Consider the following 16,522-nt stretch of genomic DNA (forward strand, 5'->3'; position numbering starts at 1 on the left):
ATGCTTTAAAACGAAAATTGCCGGGCAGCCCGCGAAGACAGAACAATCACCGAGGCACATCAGTGATTTACGACTAAAATATAAAGAGGGTGTTCACGTCTTGAGGAAACACCAGAAGTAGAGTGAGCGAGGAAGCTGGATAATCACGTCAGTTCATTGAGGGGAAATTATGAACAAAGTTGCGCAGTATTACCGTGAGTTGGTGACATCACTGACTGAACGATTAAAGAATGGCGAACGTGATATCGATGAGTTGGTCCGGGGAGCTGAAGCACGGCTCAATACCCAGGGCGATCTCAGCAGTGCCGAAGTCGATCAAATTACTCTGGCGATTCGCCGCGATTTGGAAGAATTTGCCCGTAGTTATGGCGAGAGTCAGAATGAGGTAACAGACAGCGTCTTCATGCGGGTGATTAAAGAGAGCCTATGGCAAGAGCTGGCGGATATCACTGATAAAACCCAGCTTGAATGGCGTGAAGTGTTTAAGGATGTCAGCCACCACGGCGTTTATCATAGTGGTGAAGTGGTTGGGCTGGGGAATCTGGTATGCGAGAAGTGCCATTACCATCTGGCGTTTTATACGCCGGAGGTGCTGCCACTCTGTCCGAAATGCAGTCATGACCAGTTTGCCCGTCGTCCGTTCGAACCTTGATGCCATCTGGAAGGCTCAGGTGTTTAACGGCGTGTCGTTGTTGTTATTGATAAATTGACAGTTGATGAACTAACGGCTGATGAAATAACTGGTGAATAACGGTTGTTTATAAAAAATGCGCCCCTCGGTGATGAGGGGCGATAGATAGAATCAGTGCAGGATTTTCGCCAGGAAATCCCTAGCACGCTCGGATTCAGGATTGTTGAAGAAGTCATCTTTCTTGCGGTCTTCAACAATTTTCCCTTCGTCCATAAAGATCACCCGGTGAGCCACTTTACGGGCAAAGCCCATTTCATGGGTAACCACCATCATGGTCATCCCTTCTTGCGCCAATTCGACCATGACGTCCAACACTTCGTTGATCATTTCCGGATCAAGCGCCGAAGTCGGTTCGTCAAACAGCATGGCAATCGGGTCCATACACAATGCACGCGCAATCGCCACACGCTGTTGTTGTCCACCTGAGAGTTGACCAGGGAATTTGTTGGCGTGGGCTGACAGACCTACGCGTTCGAGCAATTTCACCGCTTTTTCACGCGCTTCGGCTTTATCACGCTTCAGTACTTTCACCTGCGCCAGCGTCAGATTTTCAATGATCGACAGGTGAGGGAACAGCTCAAAGTGCTGAAATACCATACCCACTTTCGACCGCAACTGCGCCAGATTGGTATGTTTGTCATTCACCTGAATGCCATTGACAGAAATCTCGCCTTTCTGGATCGGCTCGAGGCCGTTAACGGTTTTGATCAATGTGGACTTGCCTGAGCCAGACGGCCCACAGACCACAACGACTTCGCCTTTTTTCACTTCAGTGCTGCAATCAGTCAGTACCTGGAAATGGCCATACCATTTAGAGACGTTTTTTACGGAGATCATGAAACAGTCCTTTTCTTCAAATAGCTGACCAGCATTGAGGCAGCGAAACTGACAACAAAATAGACAAATCCGGCAAACAACACCATCTCGACCTGTGTTCCATCACGCTCACCAATGGTGGTAGCAGTCCGGAAAAAGTCGGCGAGGCTGAGGACATAAACCAGCGATGTATCCTGGAAAAGTACAATACCCTGGGTAAGCAGCAGCGGCACCATGGCGCGGAAGGCCTGCGGCAAAATGACCAGCTTCATCGACTGCCAGTGTGTCATGCCCAACGCCAGTGCGGCACCCGACTGCCCGCGTGACACGCTGATGATACCTGCACGGATGATTTCTGAATAATATGCGGCTTCAAACAGGGAAAAAGCAACCATCGCCGAAATCAGGCGGATATCGGTTTTAGGGGATAATCCCAGAACTTTCTGTAACAGGCTTGGCACCACCAGATAAAACCACAGCAGTACCATCACCAGTGGAATGGAGCGGAACAGGTTGACATAAATAGTGGCAAACCAACTCAGTGGTTTGAATGAGGAGATACGCATCACCGCCAGCAGTGTTCCCCAGAGGATCCCGAAGATGATAGCTGTCACCGTGATTTTCAGCGTTATCCAAAAGCCTTGTATCAGGTAGGGCAGGCTAGGGACGATAGAACTCCAGTCAAATTCGTACATCATTTACTCCCTGAGGTGCCCGGCAGACGGACCTTGCGCTCGACCAATTGCATAATCAGCATAATGACGGCGTTGATGGCAACGTAAGCCAGGGTAATCGCAGTGAAGGATTCATAGGCGTGAGCGGAATAGTCAAGCAATTTCCCTGCCTGCGCGGCCATATCAACCAGGCCGATAGTTGACGCGATAGCGGAGTTCTTGACCAGGTTCAGCATCTCGGACGTCATCGGCGGCACAATGACCCGATACGCATTCGGCAGCAGCACGTAGCGGTAAGTTTGCGGCAAGGTCAGGCCCATCGCCAGCCCGGCACCTCGTTGACCGCTCGGCAATGACTGGATCGCGGCGCGAACCTGCTCGCACACGCGGGCGGCAGTAAACAACCCAAGACACATCATTGATGAGAGAAAAAACTGAATATTCGGATCGAGTTCAGCCTTGAACCACGTCCCCAGATCGGCGGGCAATAATTCGGGAACGACCAAATACCAGGTGAAGAATTGCACAATCAATGGAACGTTACGGAAAAGCTCGACGTAACAGGTTCCAAGGGAAGAAAGGAAGCGATTAGGAACGGTGCGGAGAATACCGAACAGCGAACCAACAAAAAAAGCGATGATCCAGGCGCAGATTGATAGCGCAATGGTGACCTGGAAACCGGACCAAATCCAACCAAGATAGGTGGTGTTGCCGAAAGGGGCAGGCTGCAAAAAGATGCCCCAATTCCAATCTATTGACATAAAAAACTCCATAAAGCGGACAATGCACTGCCTTGCAGAGTGATGACCAGCCTTGTCATTAAAAGGTGTTGCTTGCAAAAAAATGGGGGGTGGGGAACGGCCACCCCCGCATTCTGTCTGTCATTTATTGTGATTCTAGTTTACGGCTTTATCGTTTGGTGCTTTGAACAGCGCTTTCATGGCTTCGGACAATTCGAAATTCATGTTGAGATTTTTTGGTGGAATAGGTTGTTGGAACCATTTTTCAAACCATTTGGCCGCTTCGCCAGAGGTTTGCACTGTAGCGATGGTGTCATCAACCAGTTTCTTGAATTTAGGATCGTCTTTACGCATCATGCAACCGTAGGCCTCTTTGGACTGCGGTGTACCGACGATTTCCCACTGATCCGGTTTCTTCGCTTTGGCGCGTTCGCCAGCCAGCAAGGCATCATCCATCATAAAGGCTACGGCACGACCGCTTTCCAGAGTACGGAAAGAGTCACCGTGGTCTTTGGCGCTGATGATGCGCATGTTCATTTTTTTCTCTTCGTTGAGCTTATTGAGCAAGACTTCAGAGGTTGTGCCCGACGTTACGACCACGGCTTTGTCTTGCAGGTCAGCAAAGTCTTTGATTGGAGAACCTTTCTTGACCAGCAGACGGGTACCAACGATGAAGATCGTGTTGGAGAATGAGGCTTGCTTCTGACGCTCAAGGTTATTGGTGGTAGAACCACACTCAAAATCGAACGTCCCGTTCTGTAACAATGGGATACGGTTTTGTGAGGTGATAGGCAATAACTTCACTTGCAGATTGGGTTCACCCAGCTCTTTCTTGATCGCTTCAACAATCAGGTTTGAATAGTCTTGAGAATAACCCACCACTTTCTGCTGATTATCGTAATAGGAGAAAGGGACAGATGATTCGCGATGACCTACAACAATGACACCGTTGTCCTTGATTTTTTTCAATGTATCAGTCTGTTCGGCTTGCTTCTTCTGGGCATCGGCGGTTTGTTCTTCCGCATAGGCAACGCTGCTTGCGGCGATACTCGCCACTAACAACGATAATGCCACTTTGCGCATTTGCATGATCCAACTCCTTGCTGTTGTTTTGGCGCCGTGAATTTAGCGTCTGGTTAACGGATAAAAAGCGTAATTCATCAGGCTTGCGTAAATATTTTAGTCGGGCTTACTGTTAGAAAATAGCTTAATGTAAAATAAATGAAACAAAAACGTTTCTTTTTTGAGACGAGACCCGCACCAAAAGTAAGCAATAAAACCTATATGCACCAAAAAGGTGCGGGCAACGATCGCTAATTGTGCAAGAACACGTCAAAACGTCAGTAAAAGTCACTGACGGATTATTTCTGAGTAATATCAAGCAAGGAGCATGCCAGAAGAGGTCAGCCCTGCGGGCGCAGGGCTGAAGAAAGACCGGTCAGCGACGTTGGCGACGAGTGAAAAGTAGTGCAGAAATACCGACTGCCAGCGCAATAATCCACATCGGTAAACCACCGAAACGGGCATAAGGCGTTATACCCGTGGTTGGGGTCACGCTGACTTCCAACACCTGACGGGTGAACTGCGGGATCTGTTTGATTATCTGACCATTTGCATCAACCGCGGCTGTGATGCCGTTATTGGTGCTGCGCAGCAGGGGGCGACCCAATTCAACGGCGCGCATACGCGCTATCTGAAAATGTTGCCAGGGACCGATGGAATGGCCAAACCAGGCATCATTGGAAACGGTAAGCAGGAAATTGGTCTCAGGACGGAAGTTATCGCGTACCTGCTGGCCGAGAATGATCTCGTAGCAGATTGCCGCCGTCAGGTTCATTCCCGCCACACGCAGCGGCGACTGAACATAATTTCCGCGACTGAACGAGGACATTGGCAGGTCAAAGAACGGGGCCAGCGGACGCAGCAGGTTTTCGAGCGGCACGAACTCGCCAAAGGGCACCAGATGATGCTTGTTGTAACGGTTGCTGCCAGGATAGCGATACGGCTCTTCCTCGCCGAGCACAATTACGCTATTGAAGAAGCGCATGCCCATGCTGGTACGTCGTGCGTCAACAATGCCAGTGACCAGACTACTGTGGTTGGCCCGCATCAGATCGTCCATCATGACAAGGAAACCCTGCTGATCGGTCTCGATGTCAGGAATCGCCGACTCTGGCCAGATGATGAGTGGTGCTCTGCCCATGAACGGGCGGGATTCATCAAGGTAAGTTTGCAGCGTCGAGATGAGTTGCTGGGGATCCCACTTCATTGATTGCTCAATGTTTCCCTGCACCATGGCGACGTTGATTGCCTTGTCAGGCTGTGGTGTAAACCACTGTACCTGACGCAATGGCCACGGTAACAGCAACATGGCCAGCGCAACGACTGCAGGCACGACTTTACGCTGATTCACGGCATAGACCAGCAGGCCGCTGAGAGAGACCAACACGAAAGTGATGGCATCCACACCCAGAATCGGCGCAAGCCCTCTCAAGGGGCCGTCGATTTGGCTGTAACCCACTTGCAGCCAGGGAAATCCGGTCAGCACCCAGCCACGCAGGAATTCGGTTGCCTGCCACAATACCGGTGCTGCCAGCGCCAGCCGCCACCAACTGGTTTTAGGGAAAAACCGCGCCAGCAGACTCGCAAACAGCAGGGTATACAACGATAAATAGGCCGCCAATAGCACAACCAGGAATACGTTGATCGCCATAGGCATACCGCCAAACTCGGAGATACTGACGTAGACCCAGTTTATTCCGACCCCGAAATAGCCCATTCCCCAACAGAAACCAATCCAGGCGGCCTGGCCGGGCCGACGGTTCAATGTGAGCGCGAGCAGGCCGAATAGCGTCACAATGGCGGCAGGCCAAAAATCATAGGGGGAAAAAGCGAGGGTGCCGATTGCACCAAAGAGTAGCGCCAGCAGGCTACGAACCCGCTGGCGTTGCAGTAAAGAGGCTATAGCCATGAAGTATTTATTCTTCCAGTATCGGTTGCGGCGCGTCGTCCGGAATTTTTACATGAACCTGGATGATACGTCGACTGTCTGCCATAGCAACTTTAAATAAGTAACCTTCGATTTCAATGGTTTCGCCACGCGCGGGCAAGTGCCCAAACGCCTGCATCACCAAGCCGCCAATGGTATCGACCTCTTCATCGCTGAAATGGGTCTTGAAAGCGTCATTGAAATCTTCAATAGGTGCCAGCGCACGAACGGTGTAGGTATGGCGACTGAGCTGACGCACATCGCGATCTTCTTCGTCATCATATTCGTCTTCAATTTCGCCGACGATCAATTCAAGGATATCCTCGATTGTCACCAGGCCGGAAACGCCACCAAACTCATCGATCACAATCGCCATATGATAACGTTGGGAGCGGAACTCCTTCAGCATCCGGTCGACACGTTTACTCTCAGGAACCACAACGGCCGTACGCAGCACCTTATCAATACTGAAGGGTTCAGACGCTGTGCGCATGAAAGGCAGCAGATCCTTGGCCATCAGAATACCTTCGATATGGTCTTTATCTTCGCTGATCACCGGGAAACGGGAGTGCGCAGACTCAATGATCACATCCAGACACTCTTCCAGAGGCTGGTTACGTTTTAGGGTGACCATTTGCGAACGGGGGATCATGATGTCGCGAACGCGCTGCTCGGCGATATCCATCACGCCTTCCAGCATGTCACGGGTATCGGGATCGATCAGATCGTTTTGTTCGGAATCACGGATCAACTCGACCAAATCACCACGGTTTTTAGGTTCACCGTGAAAAAGCTGGCTGAGAATGAGAGAGAAAAAGCCCTTCTTGGGACTGGGGCTGTCATTGCTTTGTGAATGGTCGTCGCTCATGGCGGTCTGGTTAATGTTACTCATGTTGGTGGTGGTTATAATAGTCAGTTGTTTCAGAGAGCTCTTCCCGAGGGTCAGAAGGGAATCTGATCCGTGGATATGAAAAGCGCTGGGGAGAATCAACTAACGTTAGATGTCTTCTTTTTCAGAGAGATACGGATCCGGATAGCCCAGACTTTGCATGATCTCGGTTTCAAGAGACTCCATTTCTTCGGCTTCTTCATCGAGAATATGATCATACCCTAGCAGATGAAGGCTACCGTGAACAACCATATGCGCCCAATGTGCCAGCAACGCTTTATCCTGTTCAACGGCTTCCTGCTCGACAACCTGTCGGCAGATGATCAGATCGCCCAAAAGAGGCATCTCCATACCTGGAGGGGCCTCAAAGGGAAATGACAGCACATTGGTGGGTTTGTCTTTGCCGCGATAGGTATGATTCAGTTCATGGCTCTCCGCTTCATCAACGATACGGATAGTCACCTCTGAAACTTCCTGGAATTGCGGCAGCACAACGTCCAGCCAGCGACGGAAGTCAGCTTCCGCTGGCAACCCGTCACTGCTTTCGCAGGCAATCTGTAGATCCAGAATGACCTCGCTCATTGCGCCTCCTGCTGTGATACCGCCAGAGCGTCGCGTTTACGCTGCTCGGCAACGTCATCTTTACGTTTTTGCTCGGCGGCTTCCCACGTTTCATAGGCGACCACAATGCGGGCAACCACCGGATGGCGTACCACGTCTTCGCTCTGAAAGAAGTTGAAGCTCAGTTCTTCCACATCTGACAATACTTCAATGGCATGACGCAGGCCGGACTTGAGATTGCGTGGCAAGTCGATTTGGGTAACGTCACCGGTAATGACCGCTTTGGAGTTGAAACCAATACGTGTCAGGAACATTTTCATCTGCTCGATGGTGGTGTTCTGGCTCTCATCCAGGATGATGAAGGCGTCATTGAGCGTGCGGCCGCGCATATAGGCCAGTGGAGCCACCTCAATCACGTTACGTTCGATCAGCTTCTCAACACGTTCAAAGCCCAACATTTCAAACAGGGCGTCATAAAGCGGGCGCAGGTAAGGATCGACTTTCTGGCTGAGATCGCCCGGCAGGAAGCCGAGTTTTTCGCCAGCTTCTACCGCAGGACGGGTGAGCAGGATCCTGCGGACGTCCTGGCGCTCCAGCGCATCCACCGCCGCCGCGACGGCCAGATAGGTTTTACCGGTACCGGCAGGGCCAATACCAAAGGTGATGTCATGGTCGAGAATGTTGGCGATGTACTGTGCCTGATTTGGGGTACGTGGCTTCACCATGCCGCGTTTGGTGCGGATAGTGACGGCCTTGCCAAAGTCAGGGATGCTCTCGGCGTTTTGCTCCAGCACGCGACTCTCTTTAATCGCCAGGTGAATCTGTTCGGGATCGATATCCTGAGTTTCACCTCGCATGGGCGCGGTATCGACATACAGATGGCGCAAAATATCGACGGCGGCATTCACGATCAGATTTTTGCCAACCAGTTTGAATTGATTGTCACGGCGATTGATTTCAATACCCAACCGGCGTTCAAGTTGTTTGATGTTGTCATCAAACGGGCCACACAGACTTAGCAAGCGCTTGTTGTCCGCAGGCTCTAGCAGAATTTCTCGTGTTACGACGCTCAATCTATTCCTCTAGGTCACACAGGGCCTGGTTAATGTCTCGGGGATGTCTTACCGTTTTTTACCAACGGTACAGAGTAATCATACATGCCATTCGCTGATTCTTCATGGTGTCCGCGAACCAGAGAGCGTACTTGTTATCTATATGCGGCATGAATCGACAATTTAAATGGCTGACAGCACATTCAGCTAAATTTTTATGAGATGCATCACAAGGATTGCAGAAAAATAAAGGGCGCTTCAAGCGCCCTCTGATGCTGCAGTACGCGGCGTCAATCAGGGTTGGTAAATACCAACACCGATCTCATTCTCTTTGCGCGTACGGGCGATGACGGACTCTGGCGATTCGTGCGAGCGTAAATCCATTTGATCTTCAGTACGGACAACAACGCCGCGCAGCGAGTTCGTATAGACATCAACAATTTCGACGTCAACGAATCTGCCAATCATATCCGGCGTGCCCTCAAAGTTCACAACGCGGTTATGCTCAGTGCGGCCCGACAGTTCCATTACACTCTTGCGGGAGGTGCCTTCCACCAGAATGCGCTGGACGGTGCCCTGCATGCGGCGGCTGAATTGCATGGCTTGCTGGGTGATGCGCTCTTGCAGGATATGCAAACGCTGCTTTTTCTCCTCTTCGCTGACATCATCCACCATGTCAGCCGCAGGCGTACCGGGACGGGCGGAATAGATAAAGCTGTAGCTCATGTCAAAATTGACGTCAGCAATCAACTTCATGGTCTGCTCAAAGTCCTGCTGGGTTTCACCCGGGAAGCCAATGATAAAATCAGAGCTGATTTGAATGCCGGGACGAGCCTGATGCAACTTGCGGATAATCGCTTTGTATTCCAGTGCAGTATGTGACCGTTTCATCATGGTCAGTACGCGGTCTGAACCACTTTGTACCGGCAGGTGCAGGAAGCTCACCAATTCCGGCGTATCGCGATACACTTCGATGATATCGTCGGTAAACTCGATAGGGTGGCTGGTGGTGAAACGCAGACGGTCAATCCCGTCAATCGCGGCAACCAGACGCAGCAGTTCGGCAAAGCTACAGATGCTGCCATCAAAATTCAGCCCACGGTAAGCATTAACGTTCTGCCCCAGCAGATTCACCTCACGAACGCCCTGCGCCGCCAGTTGGGCAATCTCAAACAGGATGTCATCACTTGGACGACTGACTTCTTCGCCGCGCGTGTAAGGTACAACGCAGAAGCTGCAATATTTGTTGCAGCCTTCCATGATGGAGACAAACGCGGTCGGGCCTTCTGCCTTGGGTTCCGGCAGACGGTCAAATTTTTCAATTTCCGGGAAACTGATATCAACGATTGGGCTGCGGGTGCCTTTTACGTGATTAATCATTTCTGGCAGACGATGCAGTGTCTGCGGTCCAAAGATCACATCAACATAGTGCGCGCGCTGGCGGATATGTTCCCCTTCCTGAGAAGCGACGCAACCACCCACACCAATGATCAAATCCGGATTGGCTTCTTTCAGCGCTCTCCAACGGCCCAGTTGGTGGAAGACTTTCTCCTGCGCCTTCTCACGGATTGAACAGGTATTCAGTAACAGAATATCCGCCTCTTCGGCAATATCTGTCAGCTCATAACCATGAGTACTTTCCAGTAGGTCAGCCATCTTGGATGAATCGTATTCATTCATCTGACAGCCCCAGGTTTTAATATGCAGTTTTTTTGTCATCGCCTAGCCATTACTCAGTGCAGGAAGAAGAGCTTTAACATTTAGCTCGTTGCAGGGGGCGTATTGTAATCGTTCGCTGCTGTTGTGACCAGCACGCCGAATCGCTTACGGCCTGATGCTAACAGAAAAATCCGGTACACTTCGCTAAGTGATCATTTAATTGAGTGTAGCCAAGATGAATAATTCAGCGAAGCACAGTGATGTGGTGGTGGTCGGTGGGGGCATGGTCGGTGCCGCTGCCGCGTTGGGGCTGGCCAGGAGAGGCTGGACTGTGGCGGTGTTGGAGCATGAAGCGCCCGCCGCTTTCGACGCCAGCAGTCCACCTGATTTACGCATATCGGCCATTGGCTGCACGTCGGTAAAGTTGTTGCAGGAACTGGGTGCGTGGCAGGGTGTTGCACAGAGGCGGCTGGCACCCTATCGGCGACTGGAAACCTGGGAGAAGCCGGGCTCGGACGTGATATTCGATGCGCAATCACTCGGGTTGCCTGAACTGGGTTTTATGGTTGAAAACCGGGTATTGCAACTGGCGCTGTGGGAACAGATAGAACAGCAGGCTGCCATCGCGCTCTACTGTCCCGACTCGTTGAAAAGTATGCAGCGCAATGAAAACGGCTGGCAGATCTTGACGGACAACGGTATGACGCTGTCGACGTCGCTGATCATTGCTGCCGATGGCGCCAACTCCCAGGTGCGTAAACTGGCCGGAATAGGTATCAGCGGCTGGCAATATCGCCAATCCTGCATGCTGATCGGGGTGGAAACCGAATTTGCCGATCAGGATGTGACCTGGCAGCAATTTTTCCCTTCCGGACCCCGCGCTTTTTTACCGCTGTTTGGTCGTTGGGCCTCGTTGGTGTGGTATGACAGCCCACAGCGTATTCGCTACCTTAAGTCGTTGCCAATGGCACAACTGACCGAAGAGATTCATCGGGCGTTTCCTGCCCGGCTGGGGAAGGTACGTGCAGTCTCCGCTGGGGCCTTCCCGCTGGTTCGACGCCACGCACGGCACTATGTACAGGATGGACTGGCGCTGGTTGGCGATGCGGCCCATACCATCAATCCATTAGCGGGGCAGGGAGTGAATCTGGGATATCGCGACGTTGAGGCGTTGCTGGACGTGCTGGGAAGTGCACGGGATAACGGAGAAGCCTGGCATACGCAACAGATTCTGCTGCGTTACCAGCACCGTCGCCGCACGGATAATCTGCTGATGCAAAGCGGGATGGATCTGTTTTACAAGGCATTCAGCAACGAACTCCCACCGGTGATGATGGCACGCAATCTGGCGCTGATGGCCGCACAGCGCGCAGGAAAATTGAAGGAATATGCTCTGCGCTACGCGTTGGGCCTGTAACTATTCGCGCTCTGGCGCAGCTATTCTGTGCCAGGGCCTGCATGATCAGTAACGCGTTATGCCGGGTTGGCTATTCTTTGATGTGAGCTTACAAACGCGTGAAAATATTGATAAGAAAAAGGGGCGAAACCTTGCGATTTCGCCCCTAATCTTGCTGTTTTACCAGCCTGTATGGCTGGGGTACCAGGATTCGAACCTGGGATGCCGGAATCAGAATCCGGTGCCTTACCGCTTGGCGATACCCCAAAAGATGGTGGCTACGACGGGAATCGAACCTGTGACCCCAGCATTATGAGTGCTGTGCTCTAACCAGCTGAGCTACGTAGCCAAATTATACTTAAAAATCAATACTAATCAAGCGTTGCGTGGCTGGGGTACCAGGATTCGAACCTGGGAATGCTGGTATCAAAAACCAGTGCCTTACCGCTTGGCGATACCCCAACTGTACTACAAACAACCCTTGCCTCAGCGTTTCTTCCAAAGAAGAAATGGCTGGGGTACCAGGATTCGAACCTGGGAATGCTGGTATCAAAAACCAGTGCCTTACCGCTTGGCGATACCCCATCCGCTGCAATGCCGTGAACGGAAATGGTGCGGGAGGCGAGACTTGAACTCGCACACCTTGCGGCGCCAGAACCTAAATCTGGTGCGTCTACCAATTTCGCCACTCCCGCAAAAAGATGGTGGCTACGACGGGAATCGAACCTGTGACCCCAGCATTATGAGTGCTGTGCTCTAACCAGCTGAGCTACGTAGCCATCTTTTTTCGCGTTACCTTCGTCGGCGTTGCGGGGCGCATTATGCGTATATGGCCGATTTGCGTCAACAAGTTTTTTCCCGAAAAACTCTATCTGACGTCTGTTTGTGTGGCTTGTGAACAGTCTGGCGATAAAAGCGGCAAAAACAGCGATTAATCACTGAAATGGCCTATAAAAAAGCGGGCCATAACGACCCGCTGCAAGAACTTACAACATGATTATTTATAGGCGGATTGGTGCACCCCAACGGCGCGTCCAGAGGGGTCATCCATCTTTTTGAAAGATTCATCCCACTCAATGGCTTTCGCTGACGAGCAGGCAACAGACGGGCCACCCGGTACACATTCTGCGGCGCTTGGCAGAGGGAACAACTCTTCAAAAATCACGCGGTACAGATAGCCTTCTTTCGACGATGGCGTGTTGTACGGGAAACGGAAATGTGCGGTTTCGAGCTGTTGGTCTGTGACCTGCTCTGCAGCCATCGCTTTCAGTGAGTCAATCCAGCTGTAGCCGACACCGTCAGAGAACTGCTCTTTTTGGCGCCAGGCGACGCTGTGCGGCAGATAGGATTCGAAGCATTCACGCAGAACGTGTTTCTCCATCTTCCCGTTGCCACACATTTTATCCTGCGGGTTAATGCGCATCGCGACGTCGAGAAAGTTTTTATCCAGGAACGGTACGCGGGCTTCAACGCCCCAGGCGGACATTGCCTTGTTGGCGCGGGCGCAATCATACATGTGCAGTGCCAGCAGTTTGCGTACGGTTTCCTCATGCAATTCTTTGGCATTCGGGGCCTTATGGAAATACAGATAGCCGCCAAACACTTCGTCCGAACCTTCACCAGAAAGCACCATTTTGATGCCCATCGCTTTGATTTTACGCGACATCAGATACATCGGCGTTGATGCACGGATGGTGGTGACGTCATACGTTTCAATGTGATAAATCACGTCGCGGATGGCATCCAGACCTTCCTGTACGGTGAAGTGAATTTCGTGGTGTACCGTTCCAAGATGCTCAGCCACTTCTTTTGCGGCGCGAAGGTCAGGAGACCCTTCCAGCCCAACGGCAAAGGAGTGGAGTTGTGGCCACCAGGCTTCGCTACGGTTGTCATCTTCTACGCGACGGGCAGCAAATTTCTTGGTAATGGCAGAAATAACGGAAGAGTCGAGACCACCCGACAGCAGCACGCCGTAAGGGACGTCTGACATCAGATGACTTTTCACCGCCTCTTCGAGCGCGTTTGCCAGCTCTTTTTTGTCGGTGACGTTGTCTTTGACATTGTTAAAGTCGAACCAGTCGCGGTGATAATATTCACGGATCACGCCTTCCTGACTCCACAGATAACTGCCAGCCGGGAATTCCTTGATGGTACGGCATACTGGCACCAGCGCTTTCATTTCTGAAGCGACAAACAGGTTGCCGTGTTCGTCATGGCCCATATACAGCGGAATGATACCGAGATGATCACGACCAATCAGATAGGCCTCTTTCTCGGTGTCATAAAGGACAAAAGCAAACATGCCTTGCAGATCGTCTAGGAACTCAATGCCTTTCTCCTGATACAGGGCAAGAATGACTTCGCAGTCAGAACCGGTCTGGAACTCATAGCGATCGCCTAATTCCTGACGCAGAGCCTGATGGTTGTAGATTTCACCGTTGACCGCCAGAACGTTGGTGTGCGCGGCGTTGTACAGCGGTTGGGCACCATTATTCACGTCAACAATCGACAGACGCTCATGTGACAAAATGGCTTTATCGCTGGCAAACACGCCAGACCAGTCCGGGCCGCGATGACGCATCAGGCGTGACATTTCCAACGCTTTTTTACGCAGCTCAACAGGATCGGTCTTAATATCAAGCACACCGAAAATAGAACACATATCTCTTTCTCCTAACGACTTTTCAGGCGGTAATGTTGTTGTGTTTTGTTCGTTGTAAGGCAACGTTGCCGATTCATCATCTCTGGCTCGACTTCGCTGCATTGCTGATTAAGAAAATGCGACAAATGCCATAAGCTATGCAAGCATTTTAGCGCTTCCTTGAAAAATAGTCTGTTGACCTGCTTGAATCTTTGATGGTTTGTCAGTTTTGGCCTGAAAATTTTGAAGAATATTCAATTTTTTACCGTTTGGCGGCAGCCGGCATAAAAATGAGCGCTTTGGTCTTTTTGGTGTAATAAAAAGTGTTGGGGTATTAAAAAAATCGATGCACTAAAAACAGCCTGGCGCGTGACCAGACTGTATTCAGGAAGTAGGGAGGGGGATTAAATGATGTTGATGTCTGCGACCGACGGGAAAATGTAGGTAGGGCGGAAAGGCATCTCTTCGATATCGTTGATGGTCGATACCCCTGACAGAACCAGAATGGTTTCGAGCCCGGCCTGAAAGCCCGCCAAAATATCGGTACGCAGATTATCGCCGACAATCACCGTCTCTTCAGAATGCCCCTGCATTCTGTTCAGTGCAGAACGGATGATCCACGGGCTCGGTTTGCCGACATAAAAGGGCTTGCGACCCGTAATTTTTTCGATCGGCGCACACAAGGCTCCGCAGGCTGGGGCAAAACCATGGCCGTGATAGTCAGGATTGGTGGCAATGAAGCGGGCTCCGTTGGCAACAAAATAGGCCGCCTTATGCATCATATCCCAGTTATACGAGCGTGTTTCCCCGACGATCACGAAATCAGGGTTGATATCCGTAATCGTGAAACCCGCTTTATACAACTCATGAATTAATGCGCCTTCACCCACCACATAGGCTTTCTTGCCTTCCTGACGCCGCAGGAAGTCGGCAGTCGCCATGGCTGAGGTGAAAAAGGCGCTATCCGGCACATCAAGCCCGGCTGCGCTAAAGCGGTTGGCGAGATCCTGGGCTGTCTGAGACGGATAGTTGGTAAGGATCACCAGCGGCATTCCTTGTTCCTGAACGCGCGACAGGAAAACATCAGCGCCAGGAATGGCGGTATTGTCGTGCAACAGCACGCCGTCAATGTCACAAATAACGTTTTTGATAGTCATTATTCTGGTTACTCATCTCAGGATTCAAGCAGTCGTTGCAGTAATACACCGTTGAGCATTGCGCGTTTTGCCAAAGCAAAGGCACCAATCGCTGAACGATGATTAAGTTCAGAAGTGACCACTGGCAGGTTTTTGCGGAAATCTTTCAATACCTGGGTGTTAATGCAACTCTGGATTGCGGGTAACAGCACTTTTTCGGCTTCGGTTATTTCACCGGCAATCACCACTTTTTGCGGATTGAACAGGTTGATCGCGATGGCTACTGCTTTGCCGAGATAACGCCCAACGTTTTCAAGCACTTCATTGGCCAACAGATCGCCTTTGTTGGCCGCTTTGCAAATAGCGTGAATGCTACAGTCTTCCAGCGTCATTTTACTCGGATAACCCTGGGTCAACAGGTGACGCACCCGGTTCTCGATGGCCGCATTGGCTGCCACTGTCTCCAGGCAACCAAAGTTGCCACAATGGCAGCGTTCGCCAAGCGGATCGATCTGGATATGCCCGATTTCACCCACGTTGCCGTTACTGCCAAGAAAAATCTGGCCGTTGACGATAATGCCTGCACCTGTGCCGCGATGCAAACGAACCAAAATGGAGTCCGCACAGTCGCGTGTTGCACCAAAATAGTGCTCAGCCAGCGCCAGACTGCGAATATCATGACCAACAAAGCTGGTAACCGAGAATTTTTTCTGCAGTTTTTCGACCAGTTTCCAGTTGCTGACGCTGATATGCGGCATGTATTTCACCATTCCGCGCTGGGGATCCACCAAACCAGGGAGGATAACCGAAATGGCGATAAGCTCGCGGATTTTACGCTGGTAATTTTCGATAAACGAGGTAATGGCGGCAAACAGGGCGACTTCAAGGGTCTCCTGGGTGCGTTCTGGCAAAGGGTAATGCTCCTCGCCAAGCGATCTGCCGCTCATATCGTACAGGGTAATGGTGGCGTCATGACGCCCAAGCCGGATGGCAACGGTATGGAAATTGCGGGTTTCACTCACAATGGAGATGGCACGGCGACCCCCCGTGGAGGCTTGTTGATCGACTTCTTTGATCAACCCGCGCTCCAGGAGTTGGCGAGTAATTTTCGTGACGCTGGCAGGTGCCAACTGGCTCAATTCGGCGATTTGAATACGCGAAATGGGACCTTGCTGATCAATCAACCGATACACTGCCGCACCATTCAACTGCTTTACCAGATCGATATTACCTATTTGTGCCTGTGCGCCAGTGCTCATTGATAAAATTACTCGCTCA

Annotated in this window: 14 protein-coding genes and 6 tRNA genes; 2 read left to right on the forward strand and 18 right to left on the reverse strand. The window is 51.3% G+C overall.

What is annotated here, in order from left to right; all coding sequences use genetic code 11:
* Positions 1-169 precede the first annotated feature (169 nt).
* Entirely contained in the window at positions 170-652 is a 483-nt protein-coding gene (locus tag DRI82_RS01595; RefSeq protein ID WP_114191748.1) for a zinc ribbon-containing protein, read from the forward strand.
* A 150-nt stretch (positions 653-802) separates the two neighbouring features.
* On the opposite strand, the gene DRI82_RS01600 is transcribed toward DRI82_RS01595, so the two are convergent.
* The 9 genes from DRI82_RS01600 to miaB form a co-directional block, all read right to left on the reverse strand.
* Positions 803-1,528 carry an amino acid ABC transporter ATP-binding protein gene (locus tag DRI82_RS01600; RefSeq protein WP_114191749.1) on the reverse strand — a complete coding sequence of 242 codons (726 nt, stop codon included), beginning with the start codon at positions 1,526-1,528 and terminating at the stop codon, positions 803-805.
* The gene (gene gltK / locus DRI82_RS01605; RefSeq protein WP_114191750.1) at positions 1,525-2,202 is read right to left on the reverse strand and encodes a glutamate/aspartate ABC transporter permease GltK; all 678 of its coding nucleotides are present in this window, start codon (positions 2,200-2,202) and stop codon (positions 1,525-1,527) included. The genes DRI82_RS01600 and gltK overlap by 4 nt, the downstream gene beginning before the upstream one ends.
* Positions 2,202-2,942 carry an amino acid ABC transporter permease gene (locus DRI82_RS01610; protein ID WP_114191751.1) on the reverse strand — a complete coding sequence of 247 codons (741 nt, stop codon included), beginning with the start codon at positions 2,940-2,942 and terminating at the stop codon, positions 2,202-2,204. The genes gltK and DRI82_RS01610 overlap by 1 nt, the downstream gene beginning before the upstream one ends.
* 135 nt (positions 2,943-3,077) lie before the next feature.
* Positions 3,078-4,010: an amino acid ABC transporter substrate-binding protein gene (locus DRI82_RS01615; protein WP_114191752.1), complete on the reverse strand. Its 933-nt coding sequence runs from the start codon at positions 4,008-4,010 to the stop codon at positions 3,078-3,080.
* A gap of 349 nt (positions 4,011-4,359) precedes the next feature.
* Positions 4,360-5,892: an apolipoprotein N-acyltransferase gene (gene lnt / locus DRI82_RS01620; protein WP_114191753.1), complete on the reverse strand. Its 1,533-nt coding sequence runs from the start codon at positions 5,890-5,892 to the stop codon at positions 4,360-4,362.
* 7 nt (positions 5,893-5,899) lie between these two features.
* Positions 5,900-6,778, reverse strand: a complete 879-nt coding sequence (gene corC, locus DRI82_RS01625; protein WP_114191754.1) for a CNNM family magnesium/cobalt transport protein CorC — start codon at positions 6,776-6,778, stop codon at positions 5,900-5,902.
* Between the two features lie 129 nt (positions 6,779-6,907).
* Positions 6,908-7,381 (reverse strand): rRNA maturation RNase YbeY, encoded by a 474-nt coding sequence (gene ybeY / locus DRI82_RS01630; RefSeq protein ID WP_114191755.1) that lies wholly within the window; start codon positions 7,379-7,381, stop codon positions 6,908-6,910.
* Complete coding sequence (locus tag DRI82_RS01635) at positions 7,378-8,433, reverse strand: PhoH family protein (RefSeq protein WP_114191756.1); 1,056 nt, start codon at positions 8,431-8,433, stop codon at positions 7,378-7,380. Before DRI82_RS01635 ends, ybeY begins: the two co-directional genes overlap by 4 nt.
* Positions 8,434-8,706: 273 nt before the next feature.
* Complete coding sequence (gene miaB, locus DRI82_RS01640) at positions 8,707-10,131, reverse strand: tRNA (N6-isopentenyl adenosine(37)-C2)-methylthiotransferase MiaB (RefSeq protein WP_114191757.1); 1,425 nt, start codon at positions 10,129-10,131, stop codon at positions 8,707-8,709.
* 175 nt (positions 10,132-10,306) lie between these two features.
* Here miaB and ubiF point away from each other — a divergent pair, with 175 nt between their 5' ends.
* Positions 10,307-11,488: a 3-demethoxyubiquinol 3-hydroxylase gene (gene ubiF, locus DRI82_RS01645; RefSeq protein WP_114191758.1), complete on the forward strand. Its 1,182-nt coding sequence runs from the start codon at positions 10,307-10,309 to the stop codon at positions 11,486-11,488.
* Positions 11,489-11,660: 172 nt separating this feature from the next.
* On the opposite strand, the gene DRI82_RS01650 is transcribed toward ubiF, so the two are convergent.
* From DRI82_RS01650 to nagC, 9 genes are all read right to left on the reverse strand, one after another.
* Positions 11,661-11,734 (reverse strand) — tRNA-Gln (locus DRI82_RS01650).
* A gap of 5 nt (positions 11,735-11,739) precedes the next feature.
* Positions 11,740-11,816: transfer RNA gene (locus DRI82_RS01655), tRNA-Met, on the reverse strand.
* 38 nt (positions 11,817-11,854) lie between these two features.
* Positions 11,855-11,929, reverse strand: a tRNA-Gln gene (locus DRI82_RS01660).
* Positions 11,930-11,977: 48 nt separating this feature from the next.
* Positions 11,978-12,052 (reverse strand) — tRNA-Gln (locus DRI82_RS01665).
* A gap of 25 nt (positions 12,053-12,077) precedes the next feature.
* Positions 12,078-12,162: transfer RNA gene (locus tag DRI82_RS01670), tRNA-Leu, on the reverse strand.
* 7 nt (positions 12,163-12,169) lie between these two features.
* Positions 12,170-12,246, reverse strand: a tRNA-Met gene (locus DRI82_RS01675).
* Between the two features lie 218 nt (positions 12,247-12,464).
* Complete coding sequence (gene asnB / locus DRI82_RS01680; RefSeq protein WP_114191759.1) at positions 12,465-14,129, reverse strand: asparagine synthase B; 1,665 nt, start codon at positions 14,127-14,129, stop codon at positions 12,465-12,467.
* Between the two features lie 383 nt (positions 14,130-14,512).
* Positions 14,513-15,265: an HAD-IIA family hydrolase gene (locus DRI82_RS01685; protein ID WP_114191760.1), complete on the reverse strand. Its 753-nt coding sequence runs from the start codon at positions 15,263-15,265 to the stop codon at positions 14,513-14,515.
* Positions 15,266-15,282: 17 nt separating this feature from the next.
* Positions 15,283-16,503: a DNA-binding transcriptional regulator NagC gene (nagC, locus tag DRI82_RS01690; RefSeq protein ID WP_114191761.1), complete on the reverse strand. Its 1,221-nt coding sequence runs from the start codon at positions 16,501-16,503 to the stop codon at positions 15,283-15,285.
* Positions 16,504-16,522: the final 19 nt, after the last annotated feature.

The organism is Edaphovirga cremea, from assembly GCF_003332275.1.
Classification (GTDB): domain Bacteria; phylum Pseudomonadota; class Gammaproteobacteria; order Enterobacterales; family Enterobacteriaceae; genus Edaphovirga; species Edaphovirga cremea.

Bases quoted from the DNA above. Each gene is read 5' to 3' on its own strand.
- nagC (WP_114191761.1), bottom strand. From the start codon at position 16,503: ATGAGCACTGGCGCACAGGCACAAATAGGTAATATCGATCTGGTAAAG.
- ubiF (WP_114191758.1), top strand. From the start codon at position 10,307: ATGAATAATTCAGCGAAGCACAGTGATGTGGTGGTGGTCGGTGGGGGC.
- DRI82_RS01685 (WP_114191760.1), bottom strand. From the start codon at position 15,265: ATGACTATCAAAAACGTTATTTGTGACATTGACGGCGTGCTGTTGCAC.
- gltK (WP_114191750.1), bottom strand. From the start codon at position 2,202: ATGTACGAATTTGACTGGAGTTCTATCGTCCCTAGCCTGCCCTACCTG.
- lnt (WP_114191753.1), bottom strand. From the start codon at position 5,892: ATGGCTATAGCCTCTTTACTGCAACGCCAGCGGGTTCGTAGCCTGCTG.
- DRI82_RS01600 (WP_114191749.1), bottom strand. From the start codon at position 1,528: ATGATCTCCGTAAAAAACGTCTCTAAATGGTATGGCCATTTCCAGGTA.
- corC (WP_114191754.1), bottom strand. From the start codon at position 6,778: ATGAGCGACGACCATTCACAAAGCAATGACAGCCCCAGTCCCAAGAAG.
- DRI82_RS01595 (WP_114191748.1), top strand. From the start codon at position 170: ATGAACAAAGTTGCGCAGTATTACCGTGAGTTGGTGACATCACTGACT.
- asnB (WP_114191759.1), bottom strand. From the start codon at position 14,129: ATGTGTTCTATTTTCGGTGTGCTTGATATTAAGACCGATCCTGTTGAG.
- DRI82_RS01615 (WP_114191752.1), bottom strand. From the start codon at position 4,010: ATGCAAATGCGCAAAGTGGCATTATCGTTGTTAGTGGCGAGTATCGCC.
- DRI82_RS01610 (WP_114191751.1), bottom strand. From the start codon at position 2,942: ATGTCAATAGATTGGAATTGGGGCATCTTTTTGCAGCCTGCCCCTTTC.
- miaB (WP_114191757.1), bottom strand. From the start codon at position 10,131: ATGACAAAAAAACTGCATATTAAAACCTGGGGCTGTCAGATGAATGAA.
- ybeY (WP_114191755.1), bottom strand. From the start codon at position 7,381: ATGAGCGAGGTCATTCTGGATCTACAGATTGCCTGCGAAAGCAGTGAC.